Annotated in this window: 17 protein-coding genes and 1 tRNA gene; 16 read left to right on the forward strand and 2 right to left on the reverse strand. The window is 67.5% G+C overall.

Annotated elements, in window-relative coordinates:
* Positions 1-45: 45 nt before the first annotated feature.
* The 3 genes from ABZ208_RS08180 to ABZ208_RS08190 all read left to right on the forward strand — a co-directional run bounded on the left by ABZ208_RS08180 (position 46) and on the right by ABZ208_RS08190 (position 3,684).
* On the forward strand, positions 46-1,506 hold the full coding sequence (locus ABZ208_RS08180) for a DHA2 family efflux MFS transporter permease subunit (protein ID WP_356908727.1): 1,461 nt from the start codon (positions 46-48) through the stop codon (positions 1,504-1,506).
* Positions 1,507-1,583: 77 nt separating this feature from the next.
* The gene (locus ABZ208_RS08185) at positions 1,584-2,639 is read left to right on the forward strand and encodes a UDP-N-acetylmuramate dehydrogenase (RefSeq protein ID WP_356908728.1); all 1,056 of its coding nucleotides are present in this window, start codon (positions 1,584-1,586) and stop codon (positions 2,637-2,639) included.
* Positions 2,640-2,985: 346 nt separating this feature from the next.
* Positions 2,986-3,684: a hypothetical protein gene (locus tag ABZ208_RS08190; RefSeq protein WP_356908729.1), complete on the forward strand. Its 699-nt coding sequence runs from the start codon at positions 2,986-2,988 to the stop codon at positions 3,682-3,684.
* On the opposite strand, the gene ABZ208_RS08195 is transcribed toward ABZ208_RS08190, so the two are convergent.
* Together ABZ208_RS08195 and ABZ208_RS08200 are read right to left on the reverse strand one after the other, a co-directional pair.
* On the reverse strand, positions 3,644-4,663 hold the full coding sequence (locus ABZ208_RS08195; RefSeq protein ID WP_356908730.1) for an adenosine deaminase: 1,020 nt from the start codon (positions 4,661-4,663) through the stop codon (positions 3,644-3,646). The genes ABZ208_RS08190 and ABZ208_RS08195 overlap by 41 nt on opposite strands.
* 123 nt (positions 4,664-4,786) lie before the next feature.
* Entirely contained in the window at positions 4,787-6,013 is a 1,227-nt protein-coding gene (locus ABZ208_RS08200; protein WP_356908731.1) for a pyridoxal phosphate-dependent aminotransferase, read from the reverse strand.
* A gap of 203 nt (positions 6,014-6,216) precedes the next feature.
* Between ABZ208_RS08200 and ABZ208_RS08205 the strand changes: the two genes are divergently transcribed.
* From ABZ208_RS08205 to fusA, 13 genes are all read left to right on the forward strand, one after another.
* A tRNA-Trp gene (locus ABZ208_RS08205) sits at positions 6,217-6,289 on the forward strand.
* Between the two features lie 108 nt (positions 6,290-6,397).
* Complete coding sequence (gene secE, locus ABZ208_RS08210; protein ID WP_356908732.1) at positions 6,398-6,679, forward strand: preprotein translocase subunit SecE; 282 nt, start codon at positions 6,398-6,400, stop codon at positions 6,677-6,679.
* A gap of 74 nt (positions 6,680-6,753) precedes the next feature.
* Positions 6,754-7,647 carry a transcription termination/antitermination protein NusG gene (nusG, locus tag ABZ208_RS08215; protein ID WP_356908733.1) on the forward strand — a complete coding sequence of 298 codons (894 nt, stop codon included), beginning with the start codon at positions 6,754-6,756 and terminating at the stop codon, positions 7,645-7,647.
* 174 nt (positions 7,648-7,821) lie between these two features.
* A complete protein-coding gene (gene rplK / locus ABZ208_RS08220) occupies positions 7,822-8,256 on the forward strand; it encodes a 50S ribosomal protein L11 (protein ID WP_003956479.1) in 435 nt (144 codons plus the stop codon).
* Between the two features lie 106 nt (positions 8,257-8,362).
* Positions 8,363-9,085: a 50S ribosomal protein L1 gene (gene rplA, locus ABZ208_RS08225; protein WP_356908734.1), complete on the forward strand. Its 723-nt coding sequence runs from the start codon at positions 8,363-8,365 to the stop codon at positions 9,083-9,085.
* Between the two features lie 164 nt (positions 9,086-9,249).
* On the forward strand, positions 9,250-10,110 hold the full coding sequence (locus ABZ208_RS08230) for an LppX_LprAFG lipoprotein (protein ID WP_356908735.1): 861 nt from the start codon (positions 9,250-9,252) through the stop codon (positions 10,108-10,110).
* A gap of 265 nt (positions 10,111-10,375) precedes the next feature.
* A complete protein-coding gene (rplJ, locus tag ABZ208_RS08235; protein ID WP_356908736.1) occupies positions 10,376-10,906 on the forward strand; it encodes a 50S ribosomal protein L10 in 531 nt (176 codons plus the stop codon).
* 111 nt (positions 10,907-11,017) lie between these two features.
* Positions 11,018-11,401, forward strand: a complete 384-nt coding sequence (rplL, locus tag ABZ208_RS08240; protein WP_356908737.1) for a 50S ribosomal protein L7/L12 — start codon at positions 11,018-11,020, stop codon at positions 11,399-11,401.
* 562 nt (positions 11,402-11,963) lie between these two features.
* Entirely contained in the window at positions 11,964-15,449 is a 3,486-nt protein-coding gene (gene rpoB, locus ABZ208_RS08245) for a DNA-directed RNA polymerase subunit beta (RefSeq protein ID WP_328397622.1), read from the forward strand.
* A gap of 95 nt (positions 15,450-15,544) precedes the next feature.
* Complete coding sequence (locus ABZ208_RS08250) at positions 15,545-19,468, forward strand: DNA-directed RNA polymerase subunit beta' (protein ID WP_356908738.1); 3,924 nt, start codon at positions 15,545-15,547, stop codon at positions 19,466-19,468.
* Between the two features lie 1,046 nt (positions 19,469-20,514).
* Positions 20,515-20,886: a 30S ribosomal protein S12 gene (rpsL, locus tag ABZ208_RS08255; RefSeq protein ID WP_003948652.1), complete on the forward strand. Its 372-nt coding sequence runs from the start codon at positions 20,515-20,517 to the stop codon at positions 20,884-20,886.
* 2 nt (positions 20,887-20,888) lie between these two features.
* The gene (gene rpsG, locus ABZ208_RS08260; protein ID WP_006347241.1) at positions 20,889-21,359 is read left to right on the forward strand and encodes a 30S ribosomal protein S7; all 471 of its coding nucleotides are present in this window, start codon (positions 20,889-20,891) and stop codon (positions 21,357-21,359) included.
* Between the two features lie 39 nt (positions 21,360-21,398).
* Positions 21,399-23,525: an elongation factor G gene (gene fusA, locus ABZ208_RS08265; protein ID WP_356908739.1), complete on the forward strand. Its 2,127-nt coding sequence runs from the start codon at positions 21,399-21,401 to the stop codon at positions 23,523-23,525.
* The last annotated feature ends 146 nt before the right edge of the window (positions 23,526-23,671 follow it).

Here is a 23,671-nt window from a genome sequence, read left to right on the forward strand (position 1 = left end):
TAGTCATCAATAACTAACCTCACGTCCGTATCCTCTGGGGGAGCAATGGATCAGCCGAATCAGCAGACAGCCCACCGGCCCGGCGCAGCGGTCTGGGCCCTGGTCATCACCAGCGTCGCCGGTTTCATGGCGGCTCTCGACAATCTCGTCGTCACCACCGCCCTGCCCTCCATCCGCAAGGACCTGGGCGGGGCGCTCGAAGAGCTGGAGTGGACGGTGAGCGCGTACACGCTCACCTTCGCGGTTCTGCTGATGCTGGGTGCGGCACTCGGTGACCGGTTCGGGCGGCGCAGGCTCTTCATGGTCGGTCTGACGATCTTCACCGGGGCCTCCGCGGCAGCCGCCCTGGCACCCGGCATCGACGGGCTCATCGCCGCCCGCGCCGTCCAGGGCGTCGGCGCCGCGATCATGATGCCGCTCACCCTGACCCTGCTCACCGCGGCCGTTCCGCCCGCCCGCCGCGGTGCGGCCCTCGGCATATTCAGCGCCGTCGGCGGCATCGCCGTGGCCAGCGGCCCGCTCATCGGCGGCAGCCTCACCGAGCACATCTCCTGGCAGTGGATCTTCTGGCTGAACGTCCCGATCGGCCTCGTTCTGCTGCCGCTGGCCCGGCTGCGACTGAAGGAGTCGTACGCACCGAACGCCCGACTCGACGTCCCCGGCACCCTGCTCGTCAGCGCCGGCCTGTTCGGCGTCGTGTACGCGCTGGTCAACGGCCAGGCGGACGGCTGGACGAGCGCACCGGTCCTGGGCGGTCTGATCCTCGGCGGGCTGCTGCTCATCGCCTTCGTCCTGCATCAGACACGGGCCAAGAACCCGATGCTGCCCATGCGGCTCTTCCGCAACCGCGCATTCTTCGGGATCAATGTGGCGAGCCTGCTGATGTTCCTCGGCATGTTCGGCTCGATCTTCCTGCTCAGCCAGTTCCTCCAGAGTGTGGCCGGCTACTCGCCCACCGAGGCGGGCCTGCGGATGCTCCCCTGGACCGGAATGCCGCTGATCGTCGCGCCCATCGCCGGCCATCTCTCCGACCGGATCGGCGGCCGCCCGGTCGTCGCCACGGGCCTCGCGCTCCAGGCGGTCGGCCTCGGGCTGTTCGCCCTGGTCCTCGAACCGGGTGTGTCGTACGCGACACAGCTCCCGGCCCTGATCCTCAGCGGCATCGGCATGGCCCTCTACTTCGCCCCCGCGGCCAGCGTGGTCATGTCCAGCGTCCGGCCCGCCGAGCAGGGCATAGCCTCCGGCGCGAACAACGCGTTGCGCGAGGTCGGCGGCGCTCTCGGCATCGCCGTGCTCGGAGCGGTCTTCGCCGTGCAGGGCGGTTACGAGTCGGCCGACGCGTTCACCGACGGCACCGTGCCGGCCATCTGGATCGGCGCCGGGGCCGTGGCCCTCGCCGCCCTGACCGCGCTGCTGATCCCTGGACGCCGCAAGGCGCCCGCCGGTCCGGACACCGTGGTCGACAGCGGCTTGGCCACGGGCGAGCGCGAGCGGGTCGCCGCCTGAGGCCGCCGAGCCGGGCCGTACGCCTGCGGTCCGTGGCCCCGTCCGAGCGGCGGGCCGCGGACCGTACCCTTGTCCCCGTGCAGGAACTCCACGACGCCCCCCTCGCCCCCCTGACCACCTTCCGGCTCGGCGGACCGGCGACGCGCCTCGTCACGGCCACCACCGACGACGAGGTGATCGCCGCCGTGCGCGAGGCGGACGACGCCGGTACTCCGCTGCTGATCATCGGCGGCGGCAGCAACCTGGTCATCGGTGACAAGGGCTTCGACGGCACCGCCCTGCGCATCGCGACCCGCGGCTTCGCACTGGACGGGACACATCTCGAACTGGCCGCCGGGGAGACCTGGACGGACGCGGTCGCCCGCACCGTCGAGGCGGGGCTCGCGGGCGTCGAGTGCCTGGCGGGCATCCCCGGCTCGGCCGGCGCGACCCCGATCCAGAACGTGGGTGCGTACGGCCAGGAGGTCTCCAGCACCATCACCGAGGTGGTCGCCTACGACCGCTCGACGGGGGAGAAGGTCACCCTCTCGGGCGCCGAGTGTGCGTTCTCCTATCGCCACAGCCGTTTCAAACAGCACCCGGAGCGCTTCGTCGTCCTTCGCGTCCGCTTCGCCCTGGAGGACGCGGACGGTCTGTCCGCCCCTGTGAAGTACGCCGAGACGGCACGCGCCCTCGGCGTCGAGGTCGGCGACCGCGTCCCGGCCGCCCAGGCACGCGAGACGGTGCTGAAGCTCCGCGCGGGCAAGGGCATGGTGCTCGACCCCCAGGACCACGACACCTGGTCCGCCGGGTCCTTCTTCACCAACCCGATACTCACCGCTGCCGAGTACGAGGCCTTCCTCGGGCGCGTACGCGAGCGTCTCGGCGACGGCATCGCGCCGCCCGCGTACCCCGCGGGCGACGGCCACACCAAGACGTCCGCCGCCTGGCTGATCGACAAGGCCGGCTTCACCAAGGGCTACGGCTCAGGCCCGGCGCGTATCTCCACCAAGCACACGCTCGCCCTCACCAACCGAGGGGAAGCCACCACAGAAGACCTGCTGGCGCTGGCCCGCGAGGTCGTCGCCGGGGTGCGGAAGGCGTTCGGGGTGACCCTGGTCAACGAGCCGGTGACGGTCGGCGTCAGCCTCTGACCCCCTGCGCCGCGCGCCGCCTGCACGCCACGCCGAGGCCCGCGCCGGCGTCGTCGCTCGTCGCTCGTCGCGGGCACAGTGCGGTCGCATCGGCCGCTCGGTGATCCCGCCGCTGGTTGGTCGCTGCCGACAGCCTTCCGGTCACTGCCGTCATCGGCTCGTTCAGCAGCCGGGCGGCCGTACCGAGGTCCGGTCAGCCCTGTGGCGCTGCGCCGGTTGCCACAGGGCAAGGACGGTGTCGCCGCGCCCGTGTGCGGGCGCTGCGCGAATCTCCGTTGCGGACCGCGCCGCCACGCCGCCACGCTGCTGTCATGCACACACCTCGCAGTAAGAAACGGACCGCCCCGTGCGGCTGAGGACCACCGAGTTCCGGCCGCGCCTCGACGGCCGCGAATACCGTGTCGTCCGGCCGCGCACCTCACTGCGCCGCACGACCTACACCGACTGGCGCGACCTGACCGGCGACCACGAAGGACTGTCACAGCTCGCCGGGTACTTCTCCTTCGCCGCGTACTCCCCGCACACACTGGTGCACCTCCCGCTCGGCGAGCTCGACCTTGTCCTCGGCCACCGCAGGTCACCCGGGCTGCGCGTCAGCTCCTGGCCGCAGCTGCGGCGGCGGCTCGTCCGGGGCAGGCCGCTCACCGTCACCACCGACGAGCGGCGGACCGCCGCTGACGCCGCTGCCTGGGCGGAGCAGCACGACCGTGCCAAGGACCACGACCGGTTGTTCCCGGCGCGCTACGCGCGGACGCTGTTCCTGACCGGCAGCCGTGAGGTCCTCGCATCGGCCGCGATGCGGTTCGCCCACGCCGCAGGTTTCGGCTCGCACACGAAGCCCCTCGTCATCGCGGGGCACCGGATGCCGATCAGCTCGCTCGTGAGCGAAATGCAGTTGCACTGGGACGTCGACCGCACCGAGGTGGCCATCCACTTCCGGGGGCGGCCGGAGCACTCACGCCCGGCCGTCAACGCTCCGGGTGCGGGCCGGGCGCCTCAGCCGTTCAGGAAGCCAGCCAGTCGTCGATCCCCGACAGCAGCTTGACCCGCTCCGCCTCCGGCGCCGCCGACGCCCGCACCGACTGGCGGGCCAGTTCCGCCAGTTCCGCATCGGTGAAGGCGTGGTGCCTGCGCGCGAAGTCGTACTGGGCAGCGAGACGCGAGCCGAACAGCAGCGGGTCGTCGGCACCGAGCGCCATCGGGACGCCGGCGTCGTACAGCGTCCGCAGCGGTACGTCCTCCGGCTTCTCGTACACCCCGAGCGCGACATTCGACGACGGGCACACCTCGCAGGTCACGCCCCTGTCGGCGAGCTTGCGCAGCAGCCGCGGGTCCTCGGCCGCCCGGACGCCGTGGCCGATGCGCGAGGCGTGCAGATCGTCCAGACAGTCCCGTACGGAAGCGGGGCCGGTCAACTCGCCGCCGTGCGGCGCCGCGAGCAGGCCGCCGTCGCGTGCGATGGCGAAGGCGCGGTCGAAGTCGCGCGCCATGCCCCGGCGCTCGTCGTTGGAGAGCCCGAAGCCGACGACGCCCCGGTCCGCGTAGCGCACCGCGAGCCTCGCCAGGGTGCGGGCGTCCAGCGGGTGTTTCATCCGGTTGGCCGCCACCAGCACCCGCATCCCGAGCCCGGTCTCCCGCCCGGCGCGCTCCACGGCGTCCAGGATGATCTCCAGGGCCGGGATCAGCCCGCCCAGCATCGGCGCGTACGAGGTCGGGTCGACCTGGATCTCCAGCCATCCCGAGCCGTCCCGGACGTCCTCCTCGGCGGCTTCGCGCACCAGCCGCTGGATGTCCTCGGGGCTGCGCAGGCAGGAGCGCGCGATGTCGTAGAGCCGCTGGAAGCGGAACCAGCCGCGCTCGTCGGTGGCACGCAGCTTCGGGGGCTCGCCGCCCGTCAGCGCCTCGGGCAGATGGACGCCGTACCTGTCGGCGAGCTCGAGGAGGGTGGCGGGTCGCATGGACCCCGTGAAGTGCAGATGGAGATGGGCCTTGGGCAGCAGCTTTACGTCTCGGAGGTGCTCCATTCCAGGATCCTGCCGCACCGGATCGCCGAACGGCAGCCTCTTTCCCCGATCGGGTTCTTGCCCGAACGAAGAAACGGGAACGGGCCCCGGCGGCTGCCGGGGCCCGTTCCGTGCGCAGGAGGGTCAGTCGCGGGCCTCGGCCAGCAGCTTCTGCAGCCGGGAGATGCCCTCGACCAGGTCCTCGTCGCCCAGTGCGTACGACAGCCGCAGATAACCCGGCGTGCCGAACGCCTCGCCCGGGACGACCGCGACCTCGGCCTCGTCCAGGATCAGGGCCGCCAGCTCCACCGAGGTCTGCGGGCGCTTGCCGCGGATCTCCTTGCCGAGCAGCGCCTTCACCGACGGGTACGCGTAGAACGCGCCCTCGGGCTCGGGGCAGAACACGCCGTCGATCTCGTTCAGCATCCGCACGATCGTCTGGCGGCGGCGGTCGAAGGCGGTGCGCATCTCGGCGACCGCGTCCAGGTTGCCGGAGACGGCGGCCAGCGCCGCGATCTGCGCGACGTTCGAGACGTTCGACGTGGCGTGGGACTGGAGGTTGGTCGCGGCCTTGACGACGTCCTTGGGGCCGACGATCCACCCGACGCGCCAGCCGGTCATCGCATAGGTCTTGGCGACACCGTTGACCACGATGCACTTGTCGCGCAGTTCGGGCACGAGCGTCGGCAGCGAGGAGAACGTCGCGTCGCCGTAGACGAGGTGCTCGTAGATCTCGTCCGTCAGCACCCACAGCCCGTGCTCGAGGGCCCAGCGGCCGATCGCCTCCGTGTCGGCCTCGCTGTACACCGCGCCGGTGGGGTTGGACGGGGAGACGAAGAGGACCACCTTGGTCTTCTCCGTGCGCGCGGCCTCCAGCTGTTCCACGGAGACCCGGTAGCCGGTGGTCTCGTCGGCGACGACCTCGACCGGGACACCGCCCGCCAGACGGATCGACTCGGGGTAGGTCGTCCAGTACGGCGCGGGGACGATCACCTCGTCGCCCGGATCCAGAATCGCCGCGAAAGCCTCGTAGATGGCCTGCTTGCCGCCGTTGGTCACCAGGACCTGGGCGGGGTCGACCTCGTAACCGGAGTCCCGCAGGGTCTTGTCCGCGATGGCCTTCTTCAGCTCGGGCAGACCGCCGGCCGGCGTGTAGCGGTGGTACTTCGGGTTGCGGCAGGCCTCGATGGCGGCCTCGACGATGTAGTCGGGTGTCGGGAAGTCCGGCTCACCCGCGCCGAAGCCGATCACCGGACGTCCGGCGGCCTTGAGGGCCTTGGCCTTGGCGTCGACGGCGAGGGTCGCGGACTCGGAGATCGCGCCGATGCGCGCGGAGACCCGGCGCTCGGTGGGAGGGGTTGCAGCGCTCATACGGCCATGCTCCCAGACAGGAAACGGAGGCGGCACACAGGTTTCGAGGAGCGGACATTACCGGTCACGAGAGGTCGGCCGACGGACCGTGTTCGACGCCGGGCCTGGGAACACGTACACTCACTCGTCGTTGGTCCTCACCAGCAACAGATGCTCTGCGCACTCCGTGCAGCCGGGCGGATGCGGTAGGTTGGGGGAAACAAAGGGTCGTAGCTCAATTGGTAGAGCACTGGTCTCCAAAACCAGCGGTTGGGGGTTCAAGTCCCTCCGGCCCTGCTACACACACCTCGCCAGGCTGTGTGCGCATGTACGTACATCACTGCATTCGCCGTGCGGCTCCACCGGGCGCGGCACGGCCACGACCCGGGAATCAGGTGAAACATCGTGACGGACGCCGTAGGCTCCATCGACATGCCTGATGCCGAGGACGACACGCAGGAGAAGAAGCCCCGCAAGGGCGGCAAGCGCGGCAAGAAGGGCCCGCTCGGCCGACTCGGGCTTTTCTACCGGCAGATCATCGCTGAGCTCCGCAAGGTTGTCTGGCCGACCCGGCATCAGCTGACGACGTACACGACAGTGGTGATTGTCTTCGTTGTCATCATGATCGGCCTTGTGACCGTGATTGACTATGGCTTCCAGGAAGCAGTCAAGTACGTCTTCGGCTGATCCGCGGAGGGCGCCGTGATGCGGCGCCCCTTTCGCATGTTCCACCCATCTGTATCCAGGAAGAAGCAGCCACCGTGTCTGACCCGAACCTGAACGACGCCGCCGAGGCCGGCGAGAGCTTCGAGTCCGTTGAGGACGAGCTCGACATCGTCGAGGCGGCGGACGCTGTGGAGCCGGACCAGGCTGAAGCTGCCGACGTCGAGGCCGGCGAGCCGGCCGAGGTCGCCGCCGTGCACGTCGAGGACGAGGCCACCGCACTCGCCGAGGTCGACGAGGACGAGGCCGCCCTGGCCGCCGTCGAGGAGGCCGAAGCGGCCGCCGAGGCCGGCGAGGGAGAGCCCGAGGCTCCGGCCGACCCCATCGCCGCGCTCCGCGACGAACTGCGCGGTCTGCCCGGCGAGTGGTACGTGATCCACACCTACGCGGGCTACGAGAAGCGCGTGAAGGCGAATCTCGAGCAGCGCGCCGTCTCGCTGAACGTCGAGGACTTCATCTACCAGGCCGAGGTGCCCGAGGAAGAGATCGTCCAGATCAAGAACGGCGAGCGCAAGAACGTCCGGCAGAACAAGCTCCCCGGCTATGTGCTGGTGCGCATGGACCTGACGAACGAGTCCTGGGGCGTCGTGCGCAACACCCCTGGCGTCACCGGCTTCGTGGGCAACGCCTACGACCCGTACCCGCTGACGCTGGACGAGATCGTGAAGATGCTCGCCCCGGAGGCCGAGGAGAAGGCCGCCCGTGAGGCCGCCGAGGCCGAGGGCAAGCCGGCTCCGGCCCGCAAGGTCGAGGTCCAGGTGCTGGACTTCGAGGTCGGCGACTCGGTCACCGTCACCGACGGTCCGTTCGCCACCCTGCAGGCCACGATCAACGAGATCAACGCCGACTCGAAGAAGGTCAAGGGCCTCGTCGAGATCTTCGGCCGCGAGACCCCGGTCGAGCTGAGCTTCGACCAGATCCAGAAGAACTAGCCTCCGGCACCTTCTGGAACATACGCCTCCGAACAGGTCAGACCGGCTCTCGCAGCCGTTCTGACCTGCTCGGTTTTTGGCCGCGCAGCTATACCCGTTATCGTTGTGCGGTATGCCTCCATCCGGATGATCGGGTGGCAGGCGGAAAACTCTCACTAGGACCCGGAGAGAGCAATGCCTCCCAAGAAGAAGAAGGTCACGGGGCTCATCAAGCTCCAGATCCAGGCCGGTGCGGCCAACCCGGCTCCGCCGGTCGGTCCCGCGCTCGGTCAGCACGGCGTCAACATCATGGAGTTCTGCAAGGCCTACAACGCCGCGACCGAGTCGCAGCGTGGCATGGTCGTGCCGGTGGAGATCACGGTCTACGAGGACCGTTCCTTCACCTTCGTCACGAAGACTCCGCCGGCCGCCAAGCTGATCCTCAAGGCCGCGGGTGTGGACAAGGGCTCCGGCGAGCCGCACAAGACCAAGGTCGCCAAGCTGACGCGCGACCAGGTCCGTGACATCGCCACCACCAAGATGCCCGACCTGAACGCCAACGACCTTGACGCCGCCGAGAAGATCATCGCCGGCACCGCCCGCTCCATGGGCATCACGGTCGAGGGCTGATCAGCTCACCGCCACGCGGCGTCAGCCGCATCTGGGCACAGCCCCAGTGGTAGGGCCAGGCGCTGGCCCGGACCACGACTCCACACCTGAACCAACAGGAGAAGAAGTGAAGCGCAGCAAGGCTCTCCGCAACGCGGACGAGAAGATCGACCGGGAGCGCAACTACGCCCCGCTCGAGGCCGTCCGTCTTGCGAAGGACACCGCCTCCACCAAGTTCGACGGCACCGTCGAGGTCGCCTTCCGCCTGGGCGTTGACCCGCGCAAGGCCGACCAGATGGTCCGTGGCACCGTGAACCTTCCGCACGGCACCGGTAAGACCGCCCGGGTCCTGGTCTTCGCGACCGGTGACCGTGCTGCGGCCGCGGAAGCCGCGGGCGCCGACATCGTCGGCTCCGACGAACTGATCGACGAGGTTGCGAAGGGCCGTCTGGACTTCGACGCCGTCGTCGCCACCCCGGACCTCATGGGCAAGGTCGGCCGCCTCGGCCGCGTGCTCGGTCCGCGTGGTCTGATGCCGAACCCGAAGACCGGCACCGTGACCATGGACGTCGCCAAGGCTGTCAACGACATCAAGGGCGGCAAGATCGAGTTCCGCGTCGACAAGCACTCGAACCTCCACTTCATCATCGGCAAGGTTTCCTTCGACGAGACGAAGCTGGTCGAGAACTACGCCGCGGCGCTGGAGGAGATCCTCCGTCTGAAGCCGTCCGCCGCGAAGGGCCGCTACATCAAGAAGGCGACCCTGACCACCACGATGGGCCCCGGCATCCCGCTGGACTCCAACCGCACCCGCAACCTCCTCGTCGAGGAGGACCCGGCCGCCGTCTGAATCTGACGGCAGTCGCGGGTCTCGCGTACTGAACCGGCCCCCTCGGCTCTCCGGAGCCGAGGGGGCCGGTCCGTTTTTCGGTACGTGTTGTCCGCGGCGAACGGTAGGGTCGCGAATGAATGATCGAAAATAGAGCAAGATCCCGTGGGGGGAACGTGAATTCGATGTACCGGAAGATGGCCGGAGTCGCGCTGGCCGGCGCGCTGCTGTGCGGCACGGCAGCGTGCACGGGTGAGGACGACAAGGCGTCACCCGGGGGCAAGACCTCGTCGTCCGCGCCGAAGCCCGTGGAGGTCACTCCGGCCGCCGCGATCAAGCGCGCCGCGGAGAAGAACGAGAAGATCACGTCGCTCACCTACTCGATGAGCGGCAAGGTGCCGGGGGACGGCTCGATGAAGGCCCAGGCCTCCATGAGCATGAAGCCGCTCGCGCTGCAGATGAAGATGGAGGGCGGCACGGGGGCCGACTCCGGTGAGGTCGAGATCCGCGTCGTCGGCGGAGCGATGTACATGAACGGCGGGGAGCCGCTCGAGCCCGGCAAGAACTGGATGAAGTTCGACCTCGCCGCACTCAAGGAGGCCGGCGGGGAGGACCCCATGGCGGGCCTGTCCCGCCAGGCGGAGCAGAACCCGGCCCAGGACTCCGCGGCGCTCACGGCCTCCAAGGACCTCAAGAAGGTCGGTGAGGAGACCATCGACGGCGTGAAGACCACGCACTACTCCGGCACGCTCACCCTCGACGCCATGCGGGACAGCCTCAAGGGCGAGGACGCGGCGACCAGGAAGAGCCGGGAGCAGAGCCTCAAGGACTACGAGAAGCTCGGCGCCAAGTCGCTCACGATGGACATGTGGATCGACGAGAACGACCAGACCAAGCAGTTCCGTACCCGCAGCACCACCGACAAGGGTCCGCTGGACGTGGTCATCAAGTTCCTGGCCGTCAACAAGCCGGTCACCGTGAAGGCCCCGTCCCCCGGTGAGACCGTCGACCTCGCCGAGATGATGAAGGACGCCGAGGGCGCCTGACGCAATCGGGCGGATTTGCCTGACCGCGATCCGTTCCCGTACTCTTCCACAGAAGCCAAAGACCGCTGGTCGTTGCCGTGCTCTCGTTCTCGGGGGTTCGGCGGCCGAAGGTTCCGCTGAGACGCGGACGTCCTGCGCAGGTGACTGTGGAGAGTTCCCGGACCCGTTCCGGTCGAGCTGAGCCCCGTGCGCCTGCGCCGGGGCGTTTCGTTTTGTTCAGCCCCTTCTGAGCGGTCCTCATCACCCGGAAGGAGGCCGACGCTCTATGGCAAGGCCCGACAAGGCTGCCGCGGTAGCCGAGCTCGCGGACCAGTTCCGCAGCTCGAACGCCGCCGTGCTGACCGAGTACCGGGGTCTCACCGTGGCTCAGCTCAAGCAGCTGCGCCGTTCTCTCGGTGAGAACGCCCAGTACGCCGTGGTGAAGAACACGCTGACCAAGATTGCGGCCAACGAGGCCGGGATCACTTCGCTCGACGACCAGTTCAATGGTCCGACGGCGGTTGCCTTCATCACCGGTGACCCGGTGGAGTCGGCGAAGGGTCTTCGTGACTTCGCCAAGGACAACCCGAACCTGATCATCAAGGGCGGTGTCCTTGATGGCAAGGCGCTGTCCGCCGATGAGATCAAGAAGCTTGCGGACCTCGAGTCCCGCGAGGTTCTGCTCAGCAAGCTGGCCGGTGCGTTCAAGGGCAAGCAGTCCCAGGCTGCCTCGCTCTTCCAGGCGCTCCCCTCGAAGCTCGTCCGCACCGTGGACGCGCTCCGTGCCAAGCAGGCCGAGCAGGGCGGTGCCGAGTAATTCGGCTCGCGCATTGATCAGCGCCGCCTGAGGCGCTGGTCGTAGCGGGCCGCACGCCCGCCGACATGTACATCTCGGCACCAGCCGAATTAGTTGGAAGGATCGCCCATCATGGCGAAGCTCAGCCAGGAAGACCTGCTCGCGCAGTTCGAGGAGATGACCCTCATCGAGCTCTCCGAGTTCGTGAAGGCGTTCGAGGACAAGTTCGACGTCACCGCCGCCGCCGCGGTCGCCGTTGCCGGTCCGGCCGGTCCGGCCGCCGCCGCTGAGGCCGTCGAGGAGCAGGACGAGTTCGACGTCATCCTCACCGGTGCCGGCGAGAAGAAGATCCAGGTCATCAAGGTCGTGCGTGAGCTGACCTCCCTGGGCCTGAAGGAGGCCAAGGACCTCGTCGACGGCACCCCGAAGCCGGTCCTCGAGAAGGTCGCCAAGGAGGCCGCCGAGAAGGCTGCCGAGTCCCTCAAGGCCGCCGGCGCGTCCGTCGAGGTCAAGTAAGTCCCGACCGGGTGCCTCCGGGCACATGGTCCGAGTCTGACGACTCTCGCGCCGCTGGGCGCACGCGAAGGGCGATCATCCATACGGGTGGTCGCCCTTCGGCGTACCCGCGACGGCCGCCTGTTCCGGCCGCTGCGGAGAGTATGGTGATCTTCGCCGTGCGTTCCCCACGCTGGTCAGTGACGATCCCCGCAGCAGGAATGGGCTGGGGGGCCTTGACGAACCGCACGCAGCGCGCAATTCTCAGGACGCGTCGTCACAACGATCCGTATCCGAGGCATGGATCGACGACCGAACGGGCAGTATCGATGTGCGCCACAAGGCGCAGGGGTCGCGGAGTTGAGAACAACGAGGGTTTCAAAAACCCGCACTGGACATCAGTGTGCCAAGTGGCTACACTGACCCTTTGCGCTGCCTGTTAGCTGCCCCCTGCCCGTCACCAGGGGCATGCCCATATTTGAGCATCGGCTGATTGATCGTCCTGACCTGGGCTTTCTTTATCCGTGCACAGCATGGGACCGGTACGCGCGTAGTGAGTCCGAGCCCTCGGAAGGACCCCCTCTTGGCCGCCTCGCGCAACGCCTCGACCGCGAATACGAACAACGGCGCCAGCACTGCCCCGCTGCGCATCTCCTTTGCAAAGATCAAGGAGCCCCTCGAGGTTCCGAACCTCCTTGCGTTGCAGACCGAGAGCTTTGACTGGCTGCTCGGCAATGCCGCATGGAAGGCTCGAGTCGAGGCGGCTCTCGAGAACGGACAGGACGTCCCCACCAAGTCCGGTCTGGAGGAGATCTTCGAGGAGATCTCGCCGATCGAGGATTTCTCCGGGTCGATGTCGCTGACTTTCCGCGACCACCGCTTCGAGCCTCCGAAGAACTCCATCGACGAGTGCAAGGAGCGCGACTTCACGTACGCCGCCCCGCTCTTCGTCACTGCCGAGTTCACCAACAACGAGACCGGTGAGATCAAGTCCCAGACGGTCTTCATGGGCGACTTCCCGCTCATGACGAACAAGGGCACGTTCGTCATCAACGGCACCGAGCGTGTCGTGGTGTCGCAGCTGGTCCGCTCACCGGGTGTCTACTTCGACTCCTCCATCGACAAGACGTCCGACAAGGACATCTTCACGGCCAAGATCATCCCGTCCCGGGGTGCCTGGCTGGAGATGGAGATCGACAAGCGCGACATGGTCGGTGTCCGTATCGACCGTAAGCGCAAGCAGTCCGTCACCGTCCTGCTCAAGGCGCTCGGCTGGACCACCGAGCAGATCCTCGAGGAGTTCGGCGAGTACGAGTCGATGCGCGCCACCCTGGAGAAGGACCACACCCAGGGCCAGGACGACGCGCTGCTCGACATCTACCGCAAGCTGCGCCCGGGCGAGCCCCCGACGCGCGAGGCCGCGCAGACCCTTCTTGAGAACCTTTACTTCAACCCGAAGCGCTACGACCTCGCCAAGGTCGGCCGCTACAAGGTCAACAAGAAGCTCGGCGCGGACGAGCCGCTGGACGCCGGCGTGCTCACCACCGACGATGTCATCGCGACCATCAAGTACCTGGTCAAGCTGCACGCCGGTGAGACCGAGACGGTCGGCGAGAGCGGCACCCAGATCGTCGTCGAGACCGACGACATCGACCACTTCGGCAACCGTCGTCTGCGCAACGTCGGCGAGCTCATCCAGAACCAGGTCCGTACGGGTCTGGCTCGTATGGAGCGCGTCGTGCGTGAGCGCATGACCACGCAGGACGTCGAGGCGATCACGCCGCAGACCCTGATCAACATCCGGCCGGTCGTCGCCTCCATCAAGGAGTTCTTCGGCACCAGCCAGCTGTCGCAGTTCATGGACCAGAACAACCCGCTGTCGGGTCTCACCCACAAGCGCCGTCTGTCGGCTCTTGGCCCGGGTGGTCTCTCCCGTGAGCGGGCCGGCTTCGAGGTCCGTGACGTGCACCCGTCGCACTACGGCCGCATGTGCCCGATCGAGACGCCCGAAGGCCCGAACATCGGTCTGATCGGCTCGCTCGCCTCGTACGGCCGGGTCAACGCGTTCGGCTTCGTCGAGACCCCGTACCGCAAGGTCGTCGACGACCAGGTGACCGACGAGGTCGACTACCTGACCGCCGACGAGGAGGACCGCTTCGTCATCGCCCAGGCCAACGCCGCGCTGACCGACGACATGCGCTTCGCCGAGGCGCGTGTCCTGGTCCGCCGCCGTGGCGGCGAGGTCGACTACGTCCCGGGCTCCGACGTGGACTACATGGACGTCTCGCCGCGCCAGATGGTGTCGGTCGCGACCGCCATGATCCCGTTCCTCGAGCACGACGACGCCAACCGTGCCCTCATGGGCGCGAACATGATGCGCCAGGCCGTTCCGCTCATCAAGGCGGAGGCCCCGCTCGTCGGCACCGGCATGGAGTACCGCTGTGCCACCGACGCCGGCGACGTCATCAAGGCGGAGAAGGACGGTGTGATCCAGGAGGTTTCGGCCGACTACATCACCGTCGCCAACGACGACGGCACGTACACCACGTACCGCGTCGCGAAGTTCTCGCGCTCGAACCAGGGCACCTCGGTCAACCAGAAGGTCATCGTCGCCGAGGGCGACCGGGTCATCGAGGGCCAGGTCCTCGCCGACGGTCCGGCCACCGAGAACGGCGAGATGGCGCTCGGCAAGAACCTGCTGGTCGCGTTCATGCCGTGGGAGGGTCACAACTACGAGGACGCGATCATCCTGTCGCAGCGCCTCGTGCAGGACGACGTCCTCTCCTCGATCCACATCGAGGAGCACGAGGTCGACGCCCGTGACACCAAGCTCGGCCCCGAGGAGATCACCCGGGACATCCCGAACGTCTCCGAGGAGGTCCTCGCCGACCTCGACGAGCGCGGCATCATCCGTATCGGTGCCGAGGTCGTCGCCGGCGACATCCTGGTCGGCAAGGTCACGCCCAAGGGTGAGACCGAGCTGACCCCGGAGGAGCGCCTGCTCCGCGCGATCTTCGGCGAGAAGGCCCGTGAGGTCCGTGACACCTCGCTGAAGGTGCCGCACGGCGAGACCGGCAAGGTCATCGGCGTCCGCGTCTTCGACCGCGAGGAGGGCGACGAGCTGCCGCCCGGCGTGAACCAGCTGGTTCGCGTGTACGTCGCGCAGAAGCGCAAGATCACCGACGGTGACAAGCTCGCCGGCCGTCACGGCAACAAGGGCGTCATCTCCAAGATCCTGCCGATCGAGGACATGCCGTTCCTGGAGGACGGCACCCCGGTCGACATCATCCTCAACCCGCTGGGTGTCCCGTCCCGAATGAACCCGGGACAGGTCCTGGAGATCCACCTCGGCTGGCTCGCCAGCCGTGGCTGGGACGTCTCCGGGCTCGCGGACGACTGGGCTCAGCGCCTGCAGGCCATCGGCGCCGACCAGGTCGCCCCCGGCACCAACGTCGCGACCCCGGTCTTCGACGGTGCGCGCGAGGACGAGATCGCCGGTCTCTTCGAGGCCACGATCCCGAACCGCGACGGCAACCGGCTGGTCCAGGCGTCCGGCAAGGCCAACCTGTTCGACGGCCGCTCCGGCGAGCCGTTCCCGGACCCGATCTCGATCGGGTACATGTACATCCTCAAGCTCCACCACCTGGTCGACGACAAGCTGCACGCTCGGTCGACCGGTCCGTACTCGATGATCACCCAGCAGCCGCTGGGTGGTAAGGCCCAGTTCGGTGGCCAGCGATTCGGCGAGATGGAGGTGTGGGCGCTGGAGGCATATGGCGCCGCTTACGCCCTCCAGGAGCTGCTGACCATCAAGTCCGACGACGTCACCGGTCGCGTGAAGGTCTACGAGGCCATCGTCAAGGGCGAGAACATCCCCGAGCCCGGCATCCCTGAGTCCTTCAAGGTGCTCATCAAGGAGATGCAGTCCCTGTGCCTCAACGTGGAGGTGCTGTCCTCGGACGGCATGTCCATCGAGATGCGCGACACCGACGAGGACGTCTTCCGCGCTGCGGAAGAGCTCGGAATCGACCTGTCCCGGCGCGAGCCGAGCAGCGTCGAAGAGGTCTGACGGGCCTGACGGGGGCTCTGCTGGAGCCCCCGTCGTCCCCGGACCCGTACAGACCATTGATTGAGACTCGACCCCGAAAGAGGGATTGACGACAAGTGCTCGACGTCAACTTCTTCGACGAGCTGCGGATCGGCCTGGCCACCGCGGACGACATCCGGACCTGGTCGCACGGCGAAGTCAAGAAGCCGGAGACCATCAACTACCGCACGCTCAAGCCCGAGAAGGACGGACTCTTCTGCGAGAAGATCTTCGGTCCGACCCGGGACTGGGAGTGCTACTGCGGCAAGTACAAGCGTGTGCGCTTCAAGGGCATCATCTGTGAGCGCTGTGGCGTCGAGGTCACCCGCGCCAAGGTGCGCCGTGAGCGGATGGGCCACATCGAGCTGGCCGCTCCCGTCACGCACATCTGGTACTTCAAGGGCGTTCCGTCACGTCTGGGCTACCTGCTGGACCTGGCGCCGAAGGACCTCGAGAAGGTCATCTACTTCGCCGCATACATGATCACATTCGTGGACGACGAGCGCCGCACCCGCGACCTGCCGTCGCTGGAGGCGCACGTCTCCGTCGAGCGTCAGCAGATCGAGAACCGCCGCGACGCCGACCTCGAGGCCCGCGCCAAGAAGCTCGAGACCGACCTGGCCGAGCTCGAGGCCGAGGGTGCCAAGGCCGACGTGCGCCGCAAGGTGCGCGAGGGCGCCGAGCGTGAGATGAAGCAGCTGCGCGACCGTGCGCAGCGCGAGATCGACCGTCTCGACGAGGTGTGGAACCGCTTCAAGAACCTCAAGGTCCAGGACCTGGAGGGCGACGAGCTGCTCTACCGCGAGCTGCGTGACCGCTTCGGCACGTACTTCGACGGCTCGATGGGTGCCGCGGCGCTGCAGAAGCGCCTGGAGTCCTTCGACCTCGAGGAGGAGGCCGAGCGTCTCCGCGAGATCATCCGTACCGGCAAGGGCCAGAAGAAGACCCGTGCGCTCAAGCGCCTCAAGGTCGTCTCCGCCTTCCTGCAGACCAGCAACAGCCCCAAGGGCATGGTGCTGGACTGCGTCCCGGTGATCCCGCCGGACCTGCGTCCGATGGTGCAGCTGGACGGTGGCCGCTTCGCGACCTCCGACCTGAACGACCTGTACCGCCGGGTCATCAACCGCAACAACCGTCTGAAGCGTCTGCTCGACCTCGGTGCTCCCGAGATCATCGTGAACAACGAGAAGCGGATGCTCCAGGAGGCCGTCGACGCGCTGTTCGACAACGGTCGTCGTGGTCGCCCGGTCACCGGTCCCGGTAACCGCCCGCTGAAGTCCCTGAGCGACATGCTCAAGGGCAAGCAGGGCCGCTTCCGTCAGAACCTGCTCGGCAAGCGAGTCGACTACTCGGCGCGTTCCGTCATCGTCGTCGGCCCGCAGCTGAAGCTGCACCAGTGCGGTCTGCCCAAGGCCATGGCGCTGGAGCTCTTCAAGCCGTTCGTGATGAAGCGTCTGGTCGACCTGAACCACGCGCAGAACATCAAGTCGGCCAAGCGCATGGTCGAGCGTGGCCGCACCGTCGTGTACGACGTCCTCGAAGAGGTCATCGCCGAGCACCCGGTGCTGCTGAACCGTGCGCCCACGCTGCACCGCCTCGGCATCCAGGCCTTCGAGCCGCAGCTGGTCGAGGGCAAGGCCATCCAGATCCACCCGCTCGTCTGCACCGCGTTCAACGCGGACTTCGACGGTGACCAGATGGCCGTGCACCTGCCGCTGTCCGCGGAGGCGCAGGCCGAGGCCCGCATCCTGATGCTGTCCTCGAACAACATCCTCAAGCCGGCCGACGGCCGTCCCGTCACCATGCCGACCCAGGACATGGTGCTGGGCCTCTTCTTCCTCACCACGGACGAGGAGGAGCGCAAGGTCATCGGCGAGGGCCGGTCCTTCGGTTCCACGGCCGAGGCGATCATGGCGTTCGACGCCCGCGAGCTCTCGCTCCAGGCGAAGGTCGACATCCGCTTCCCCGTCGGCACCATCCCGCCGCGCGGCTGGGTCCCCCCGGTCGCCGAGGAGGGTGCTGGATCCGACAGCGACTCCGGCGCGGGCGAGTGGCAGCAGGGTGACAGCTTCCGGCTGCGCACGACCCTGGGCCGCGCGCTCTTCAACGAGCTGCTGCCCGAGGACTACCCGTTCGTCGACTACTCGGTGGGCAAGAAGCAGCTCTCCGAGATCGTCAACGACCTGGCCGAGCGCTACCCCAAGGTCATCGTGGCCGCGACGCTCGACAACCTGAAGGCGGCCGGTTTCTTCTGGGCCACCCGCTCCGGTGTCACCGTCGCCATCTCCGATGTCGTCGTGCCCGAGGCGAAGAAGGCGATCGTCGCCTCGTACGAGGCTCAGGACGAGAAGGTCCAGAAGCAGTACGAGCGCGGTCTGATCACCAAGGAAGAGCGCACCAACGAGCTCATCGGCATCTGGACGCGTGCGACCAACGAGGTCGCCGACGCGATGAACGCGAACTTCCCGAAGACCAACCCCATCTTCATGATGGTCAACTCGGGTGCTCGCGGAAACATGATGCAGATGCGTCAGATCGCCGGTATGCGTGGTCTGGTGTCCAACGCCAAGAACGAGACCATCCCGCGTCCGATCAAGGCGTCCTTCCGCGAGGGCCTGTCCGTGCTGGAGTACTTCATCTCCACGCACGGTGCCCGTAAGGGTCTGGCGGACACCGCCCTGCGTACCGCCGACTCGGGTTACCTGACCCGTCGTCTGGTGGACGTCTCGCAGGACGTCATCATCCGCGAAGAGGACTGTGGCACCGACCGCGGCCTCAAGCTGCGGATCGCCGAGAAGAGCGCCGAAGGCGTGCTGCGCAAGGCGGAGGACGTCGAGACCTCCGTGTACGCACGCATGCTCGCCGAGGACGTCGTCGTCGACGGCAAGGTCATCGCGCCGGCCAACGTCGACCTCGGTGACGTGCTCATCGACGCGCTGGTCGCCGCGGGTGTCGAGGAGGTCAAGACCCGCTCGGTCCTGACCTGTGAGTCCGCGGTCGGCACCTGTGCGTACTGCTACGGCCGTTCGCTCGCCACCGGCAAGCTGGTCGACATCGGTGAGGCGGTCGGCATCATCGCCGCCCAGTCCATCGGTGAGCCCGGTACCCAGCTGACGATGCGTACCTTCCACACCGGTGGTGTGGCCGGTGACGACATCACCCAGGGTCTGCCGCGTGTCGTCGAGCTCTTCGAGGCCCGTACCCCGAAGGGTGTCGCCCCGATCTCCGAGGCCGCCGGCCGCGTGCGGATCGAGGAGACCGAGAAGACCAAGAAGATCGTCGTCACTCCGGACGACGGCAGCGACGAGACGGCGTTCCCGATCTCGAAGCGTGCGCGTGTGGAGGTCGCGGAGGGCGACCACGTCGAGGTGGGCCAGAAGCTCACCGCGGGTGCCACCAACCCGCACGACGTGCTGCGCATCCTCGGCCAGCGGGCCGTTCAGGTCCACCTGGTCGGCGAGGTCCAGAAGGTCTACAACTCGCAGGGTGTGTCGATCCACGACAAGCACATCGAGATCATCATCCGGCAGATGCTGCGCCGCGTGACGATCATCGAGTCCGGCGACGCGGAGCTGCTGCCGGGCGAGCTCGTGGAGCGCTCGAAGTTCGAGACCGAGAACCGTCGTGTGGTCACCGAGGGCGGTCACCCCGCCTCCGGCCGTCCGCAGCTGATGGGTATCACCAAAGCCTCGCTGGCGACCGAGTCGTGGCTGTCGGCGGCGTCCTTCCAGGAGACGACCAGGGTCCTGACCGACGCGGCGATCAACGCCAAGTCGGACTCCCTGATCGGCCTCAAGGAGAACGTCATCATCGGTAAGCTCATCCCGGCCGGTACGGGCCTGTCCCGCTACCGCAACATCCGGGTCGAGCCGACCGAGGAGGCCAAGGCCGCGATGTACTCGGCCGTCGGCTACGACGACATCGACTACTCGCCGTTCGGCACCGGCTCCGGCCAGGCCGTTCCGCTGGAGGACTACGACTACGGTCCGTACAACCAGTAAGGCGCATGTCTGACGAAGGGCGGTCACCCCGTGCGGGGTGACCGCCCTTCGGCGTGTCCGGGGAAGAGCGGCAGATTCCCGGAGAGGCGGCGTCAGCGCCGCGAGCTGGTGCCCGCGGTGCGGACGTGCCGTTGACCGGCTCCGGGCGGAGGGCGGGGTGCGCTGCGGGGGAGGGCTGCAGAGGCCCGTACGGGCGGGACCGGCGCCCCGTGGGCGTCCGCTGCCGACGCGGTGCACCGGGGGCGTGAGGGGCAGCACCAGCGCCGCGGGTGTGCACGGGGCCGGACCGGCACCCGCACGGCGCGTGCGCGGCGCGTCCCGCGCGCGTCGGCAGGGGCTGTGCGGTCGGCCGCTGTGGCATCGCACCGCCCGGCAGGGCACGGGGGTGGCCGGCAGCCTCAGACAGCGGCGTGGCCGAGCCGAGGCCCTGTCGGCGGAAGACGTCGCTGACCACGCGCAGCGCGTACTTCGCCGAACCGGCCTTCTGGTGGACCTCCAGGCCGGTCCCCGCCGATCAGCTCCAGCCGGCGCGCCGGACGGGCGCCGTCTGGTCCCGTCCGCTCGCGGTGACTCGCACCGGCCGGCAGGACGGTGTCCCCAGGCCCGGACACGGCGGCTGCTCGGGGGTGCCGGAGCCGCTGGACGCGGACGAGGGCCCTGTCGGTACGACGCCGGCACACAGTCCTCCGTTGTCACGGTGAGTGATCAACCTACTGAAGACAGGTGTCTGAAAACCCGGGCGACCGGGGCAGGCTCGCGAACGGAAGGTTCCGGCGACGAATCGCCGTAGGAAGTCCGGCGTGTCGCGGCTGCCTGCATTTGTTTTGACCGAACTCGGTGAGGTAGGTACGCTCAGACCTTGTGCCTGGGGTGTGCCTGGGCTCGTGTGCGTGTCCTCAACCGCATGACGGGTTCAAGACCGGCCACCGTAATCTGCGCCTTTTCCGTCCTGCGGCGGGGGTCAGCAGCATTCGACACACCCGACCGCGTGGGTCGGCGACGTTCCAGGTTAGCTTCACTGACGGCACACAGAAACCGGAGAAGTAGTGCCTACGATCCAGCAGCTGGTCCGTAAGGGCCGGCAGGACAAGGTCGAGAAGAACAAGACGCCCGCACTCGAGGGTTCCCCTCAGCGTCGCGGCGTCTGCACGCGTGTGTTCACGACCACCCCGAAGAAGCCGAACTCGGCCCTGCGTAAGGTCGCGCGTGTGCGTCTGACCTCCGGCATCGAGGTCACGGCCTACATTCCGGGTGAGGGACACAACCTGCAGGAGCACTCCATCGTGCTCGTGCGTGGTGGCCGTGTGAAGGACCTGCCGGGTGTTCGCTACAAGATCATCCGCGGTTCCCTCGACACCCAGGGTGTCAAGAACCGCAAGCAGGCCCGCAGCCGCTACGGCGCCAAGAAGGAGAAGTAAGAATGCCTCGTAAGGGCCCCGCCCCGAAGCGCCCGGTCATCATCGACCCGGTTTACGGTTCTCCTCTGGTGACCTCGCTGATCAACAAGATCCTGCTCAACGGCAAGCGTTCCACCGCTGAGCGCATCGTCTACGGCGCCATGGAAGGCCTCCGTGAGAAGACCGGCGCTGACCCGGTCATCACGCTGAAGCGCGCCCTCGAGAACGTCAAGCCGTCTCTCGAGGTCAAGTCCCGCCGTGTCGGTGGTGCCACCTACCAGGTCCCGATCGAGGTCAAGCCCGGTCGCGCCTCCACCCTCGCGCTGCGCTGGGTCGTGGGTTACTCCCGCGCCCGCCGTGAGAAGACCATGACCGAGCGCCTCATGAACGAGCTGCTGGACGCCTCCAACGGCCTCGGCGCTTCGGTCAAGAAGCGCGAGGACACGCACAAGATGGCCGAGTCCAACAAGGCCTTCGCGCACTACCGCTGGTAGTCGCAACCCACATCGAGACCGAGAGAAGACTGAAGCCTTATGGCTACCACTTCACTTGACCTGGCCAAGGTCCGAAACATCGGGATCATGGCCCACATCGACGCGGGCAAGACGACGACCACCGAGCGGATCCTGTTCTACACCGGTGTCTCCTACAAGATCGGTGAGGTCCACGACGGCGCTGCCACGATGGACTGGATGGAGCAGGAGCAGGAGCGCGGCATCACCATCACGTCCGCCGCGACGACCTGTCACTGGCCGCTCGAGGACGTCGACCACACCATCAACATCATCGACACCCCGGGTCACGTCGACTTCACCGTCGAGGTGGAGCGTTCGCTCCGCGTCCTCGACGGCGCTGTGACCGTGTTCGACGGTGTCGCCGGTGTGGAGCCCCAGTCCGAGACCGTCTGGCGTCAGGCGGACCGTTACGGCGTTCCGCGTATCTGCTTCGTCAACAAGCTCGACCGTACGGGCGCCGAGTTCCACCGCTGTGTCGACATGATCAAGGACCGCCTCGGCGCGACCCCGATCGTGATGCAGCTGCCGATCGGTGCCGAGGCCGACTTCAAGGGCGTCATCGACCTGGTTCGTATGAAGGCCCTGGTCTGGTCCGCCGAGGCGGCCAAGGGCGAGATGTACGACGTCGTCGACATCCCGGCCACGCACGCCGAGGCTGCCGAGGAGTACCGCGGCAAGCTCGTCGAGACGGTCGCCGAGAACGACGAAGAGATCATGGAGCTGTACCTCGAGGGCCAGGAGCCTTCCGAGGAGCAGCTGTATGCCGCGATCCGTCGTATCACCATCGCCTCCGGCAAGTCGAAGGACGTCACGGTCACCCCGGTGTTCTGTGGCACCGCGTTCAAGAACAAGGGCGTTCAGCCCCTGCTCGACGCGGTCATCCGCTACCTGCCCTCCCCCCTGGACGTCGAGGCCATCGAGGGCCACGACGTCAAGGACGCGGACGTCGTCGTCAAGCGCAAGCCGTCCGACGACGAGCCGCTGTCGGCGCTGGCGTTCAAGATCATGAGCGACCCGCACCTCGGCAAGCTCACCTTCGTCCGGGTCTACTCGGGCCGCCTGGAGTCCGGCACCGCGGTGCTGAACTCCGTCAAGGGCAAGAAGGAGCGCATCGGCAAGATCTACCGCATGCACGCGAACAAGCGTGAGGAGATCGAGTCGGTGGGCGCCGGCGACATCGTCGCCGTCATGGGCCTGAAGCAGACCACCACGGGTGAGACGCTGAGCGACGACAAGAACCCGGTGATCCTGGAGTCCATGGACTTCCCGGCGCCGGTCATCCAGGTCGCGATCGAGCCCAAGTCCAAGGGCGACCAGGAGAAGCTGGGTGTTGCCATCCAGCGTCTCGCGGAGGAGGACCCCTCCTTCCAGGTCCACTCGGACGAGGAGACCGGCCAGACCATCATCGGTGGCATGGGCGAGCTGCACCTCGAGGTGCTGGTCGACCGTATGCGCCGTGAGTTCAAGGTCGAGGCGAACGTCGGCAAGCCGCAGGTCGCGTACCGCGAGACGATCCGCAAGGGCGTCGAGCGTCACGACTACACGCACAAGAAGCAGACCGGTGGTACCGGTCAGTTCGCCAAGGTGCAGATCGCGATCGAGCCGATCGAGGGCGGCGACGCCTCGTACGAGTTCGTGAACAAGGTCACCGGTGGCCGTATCCCGAAGGAGTACATCCCTTCGGTGGACGCCGGTGCGCAGGAGGCCATGCAGTTCGGCATCCTGGCCGGCTACGAGATGACGGGCGTCCGCGTCATTCTTCTCGACGGTGGCTACCACGAGGTCGACTCCTCCGAGCTCGCGTTCAAGATCGCCGGTTCGCAGGCCTTCAAGGAGGCCGCGCGCAAGGCTTCGCCCGTGCTCCTCGAGCCGATGATGGCCGTTGAGGTCACCACGCCCGAGGACTACATGGGTGAGGTCATCGGCGACATCAACTCCCGCCGTGGCCAGATTCAGGCCATGGAGGAGCGCATGGGCGCCCGGATCGTCAAGGGTCTGGTGCCGCTCTCGGAGATGTTCGGCTACGTCGGAGACCTCCGCAGCAAGACCTCGGGTCGCGCAAGCTACTCGATGCAGTTCGACTCCTACGCCGAGGTTCCCCGGAACGTCGCCGAGGAGATCATCGCGAAGGCCAAGGGCGAGTAACTCTCCCGAGTACACGCTTTAGGCTTGTCACCGGAGCCTGCTGGGGCATTCCATCCGATTCCCGGATGGAATGCCCCGGGCCCCGGCATCCCAGCAAAGATCACCTGGCGCCGATGAGTAAGGCGTACAGAACCACTCCACAGGAG

Origin of the sequence: Streptomyces sp. NPDC006208 (genome assembly GCF_040613775.1) — a bacterium.
Classification (GTDB): domain Bacteria; phylum Actinomycetota; class Actinomycetes; order Streptomycetales; family Streptomycetaceae; genus Streptomyces.

Bases quoted from the DNA above. Each gene is read 5' to 3' on its own strand.
- ABZ208_RS08180 (WP_356908727.1), top strand. From the start codon at position 46: ATGGATCAGCCGAATCAGCAGACAGCCCACCGGCCCGGCGCAGCGGTC.
- fusA (WP_356908739.1), top strand. From the start codon at position 21,399: ATGGCTACCACTTCACTTGACCTGGCCAAGGTCCGAAACATCGGGATC.
- rpsG (WP_006347241.1), top strand. From the start codon at position 20,889: ATGCCTCGTAAGGGCCCCGCCCCGAAGCGCCCGGTCATCATCGACCCG.
- ABZ208_RS08200 (WP_356908731.1), bottom strand. From the start codon at position 6,013: ATGAGCGCTGCAACCCCTCCCACCGAGCGCCGGGTCTCCGCGCGCATC.
- rplJ (WP_356908736.1), top strand. From the start codon at position 10,376: ATGGCAAGGCCCGACAAGGCTGCCGCGGTAGCCGAGCTCGCGGACCAG.
- rplK (WP_003956479.1), top strand. From the start codon at position 7,822: ATGCCTCCCAAGAAGAAGAAGGTCACGGGGCTCATCAAGCTCCAGATC.
- rplL (WP_356908737.1), top strand. From the start codon at position 11,018: ATGGCGAAGCTCAGCCAGGAAGACCTGCTCGCGCAGTTCGAGGAGATG.
- ABZ208_RS08230 (WP_356908735.1), top strand. From the start codon at position 9,250: ATGTACCGGAAGATGGCCGGAGTCGCGCTGGCCGGCGCGCTGCTGTGC.
- ABZ208_RS08195 (WP_356908730.1), bottom strand. From the start codon at position 4,663: ATGGAGCACCTCCGAGACGTAAAGCTGCTGCCCAAGGCCCATCTCCAT.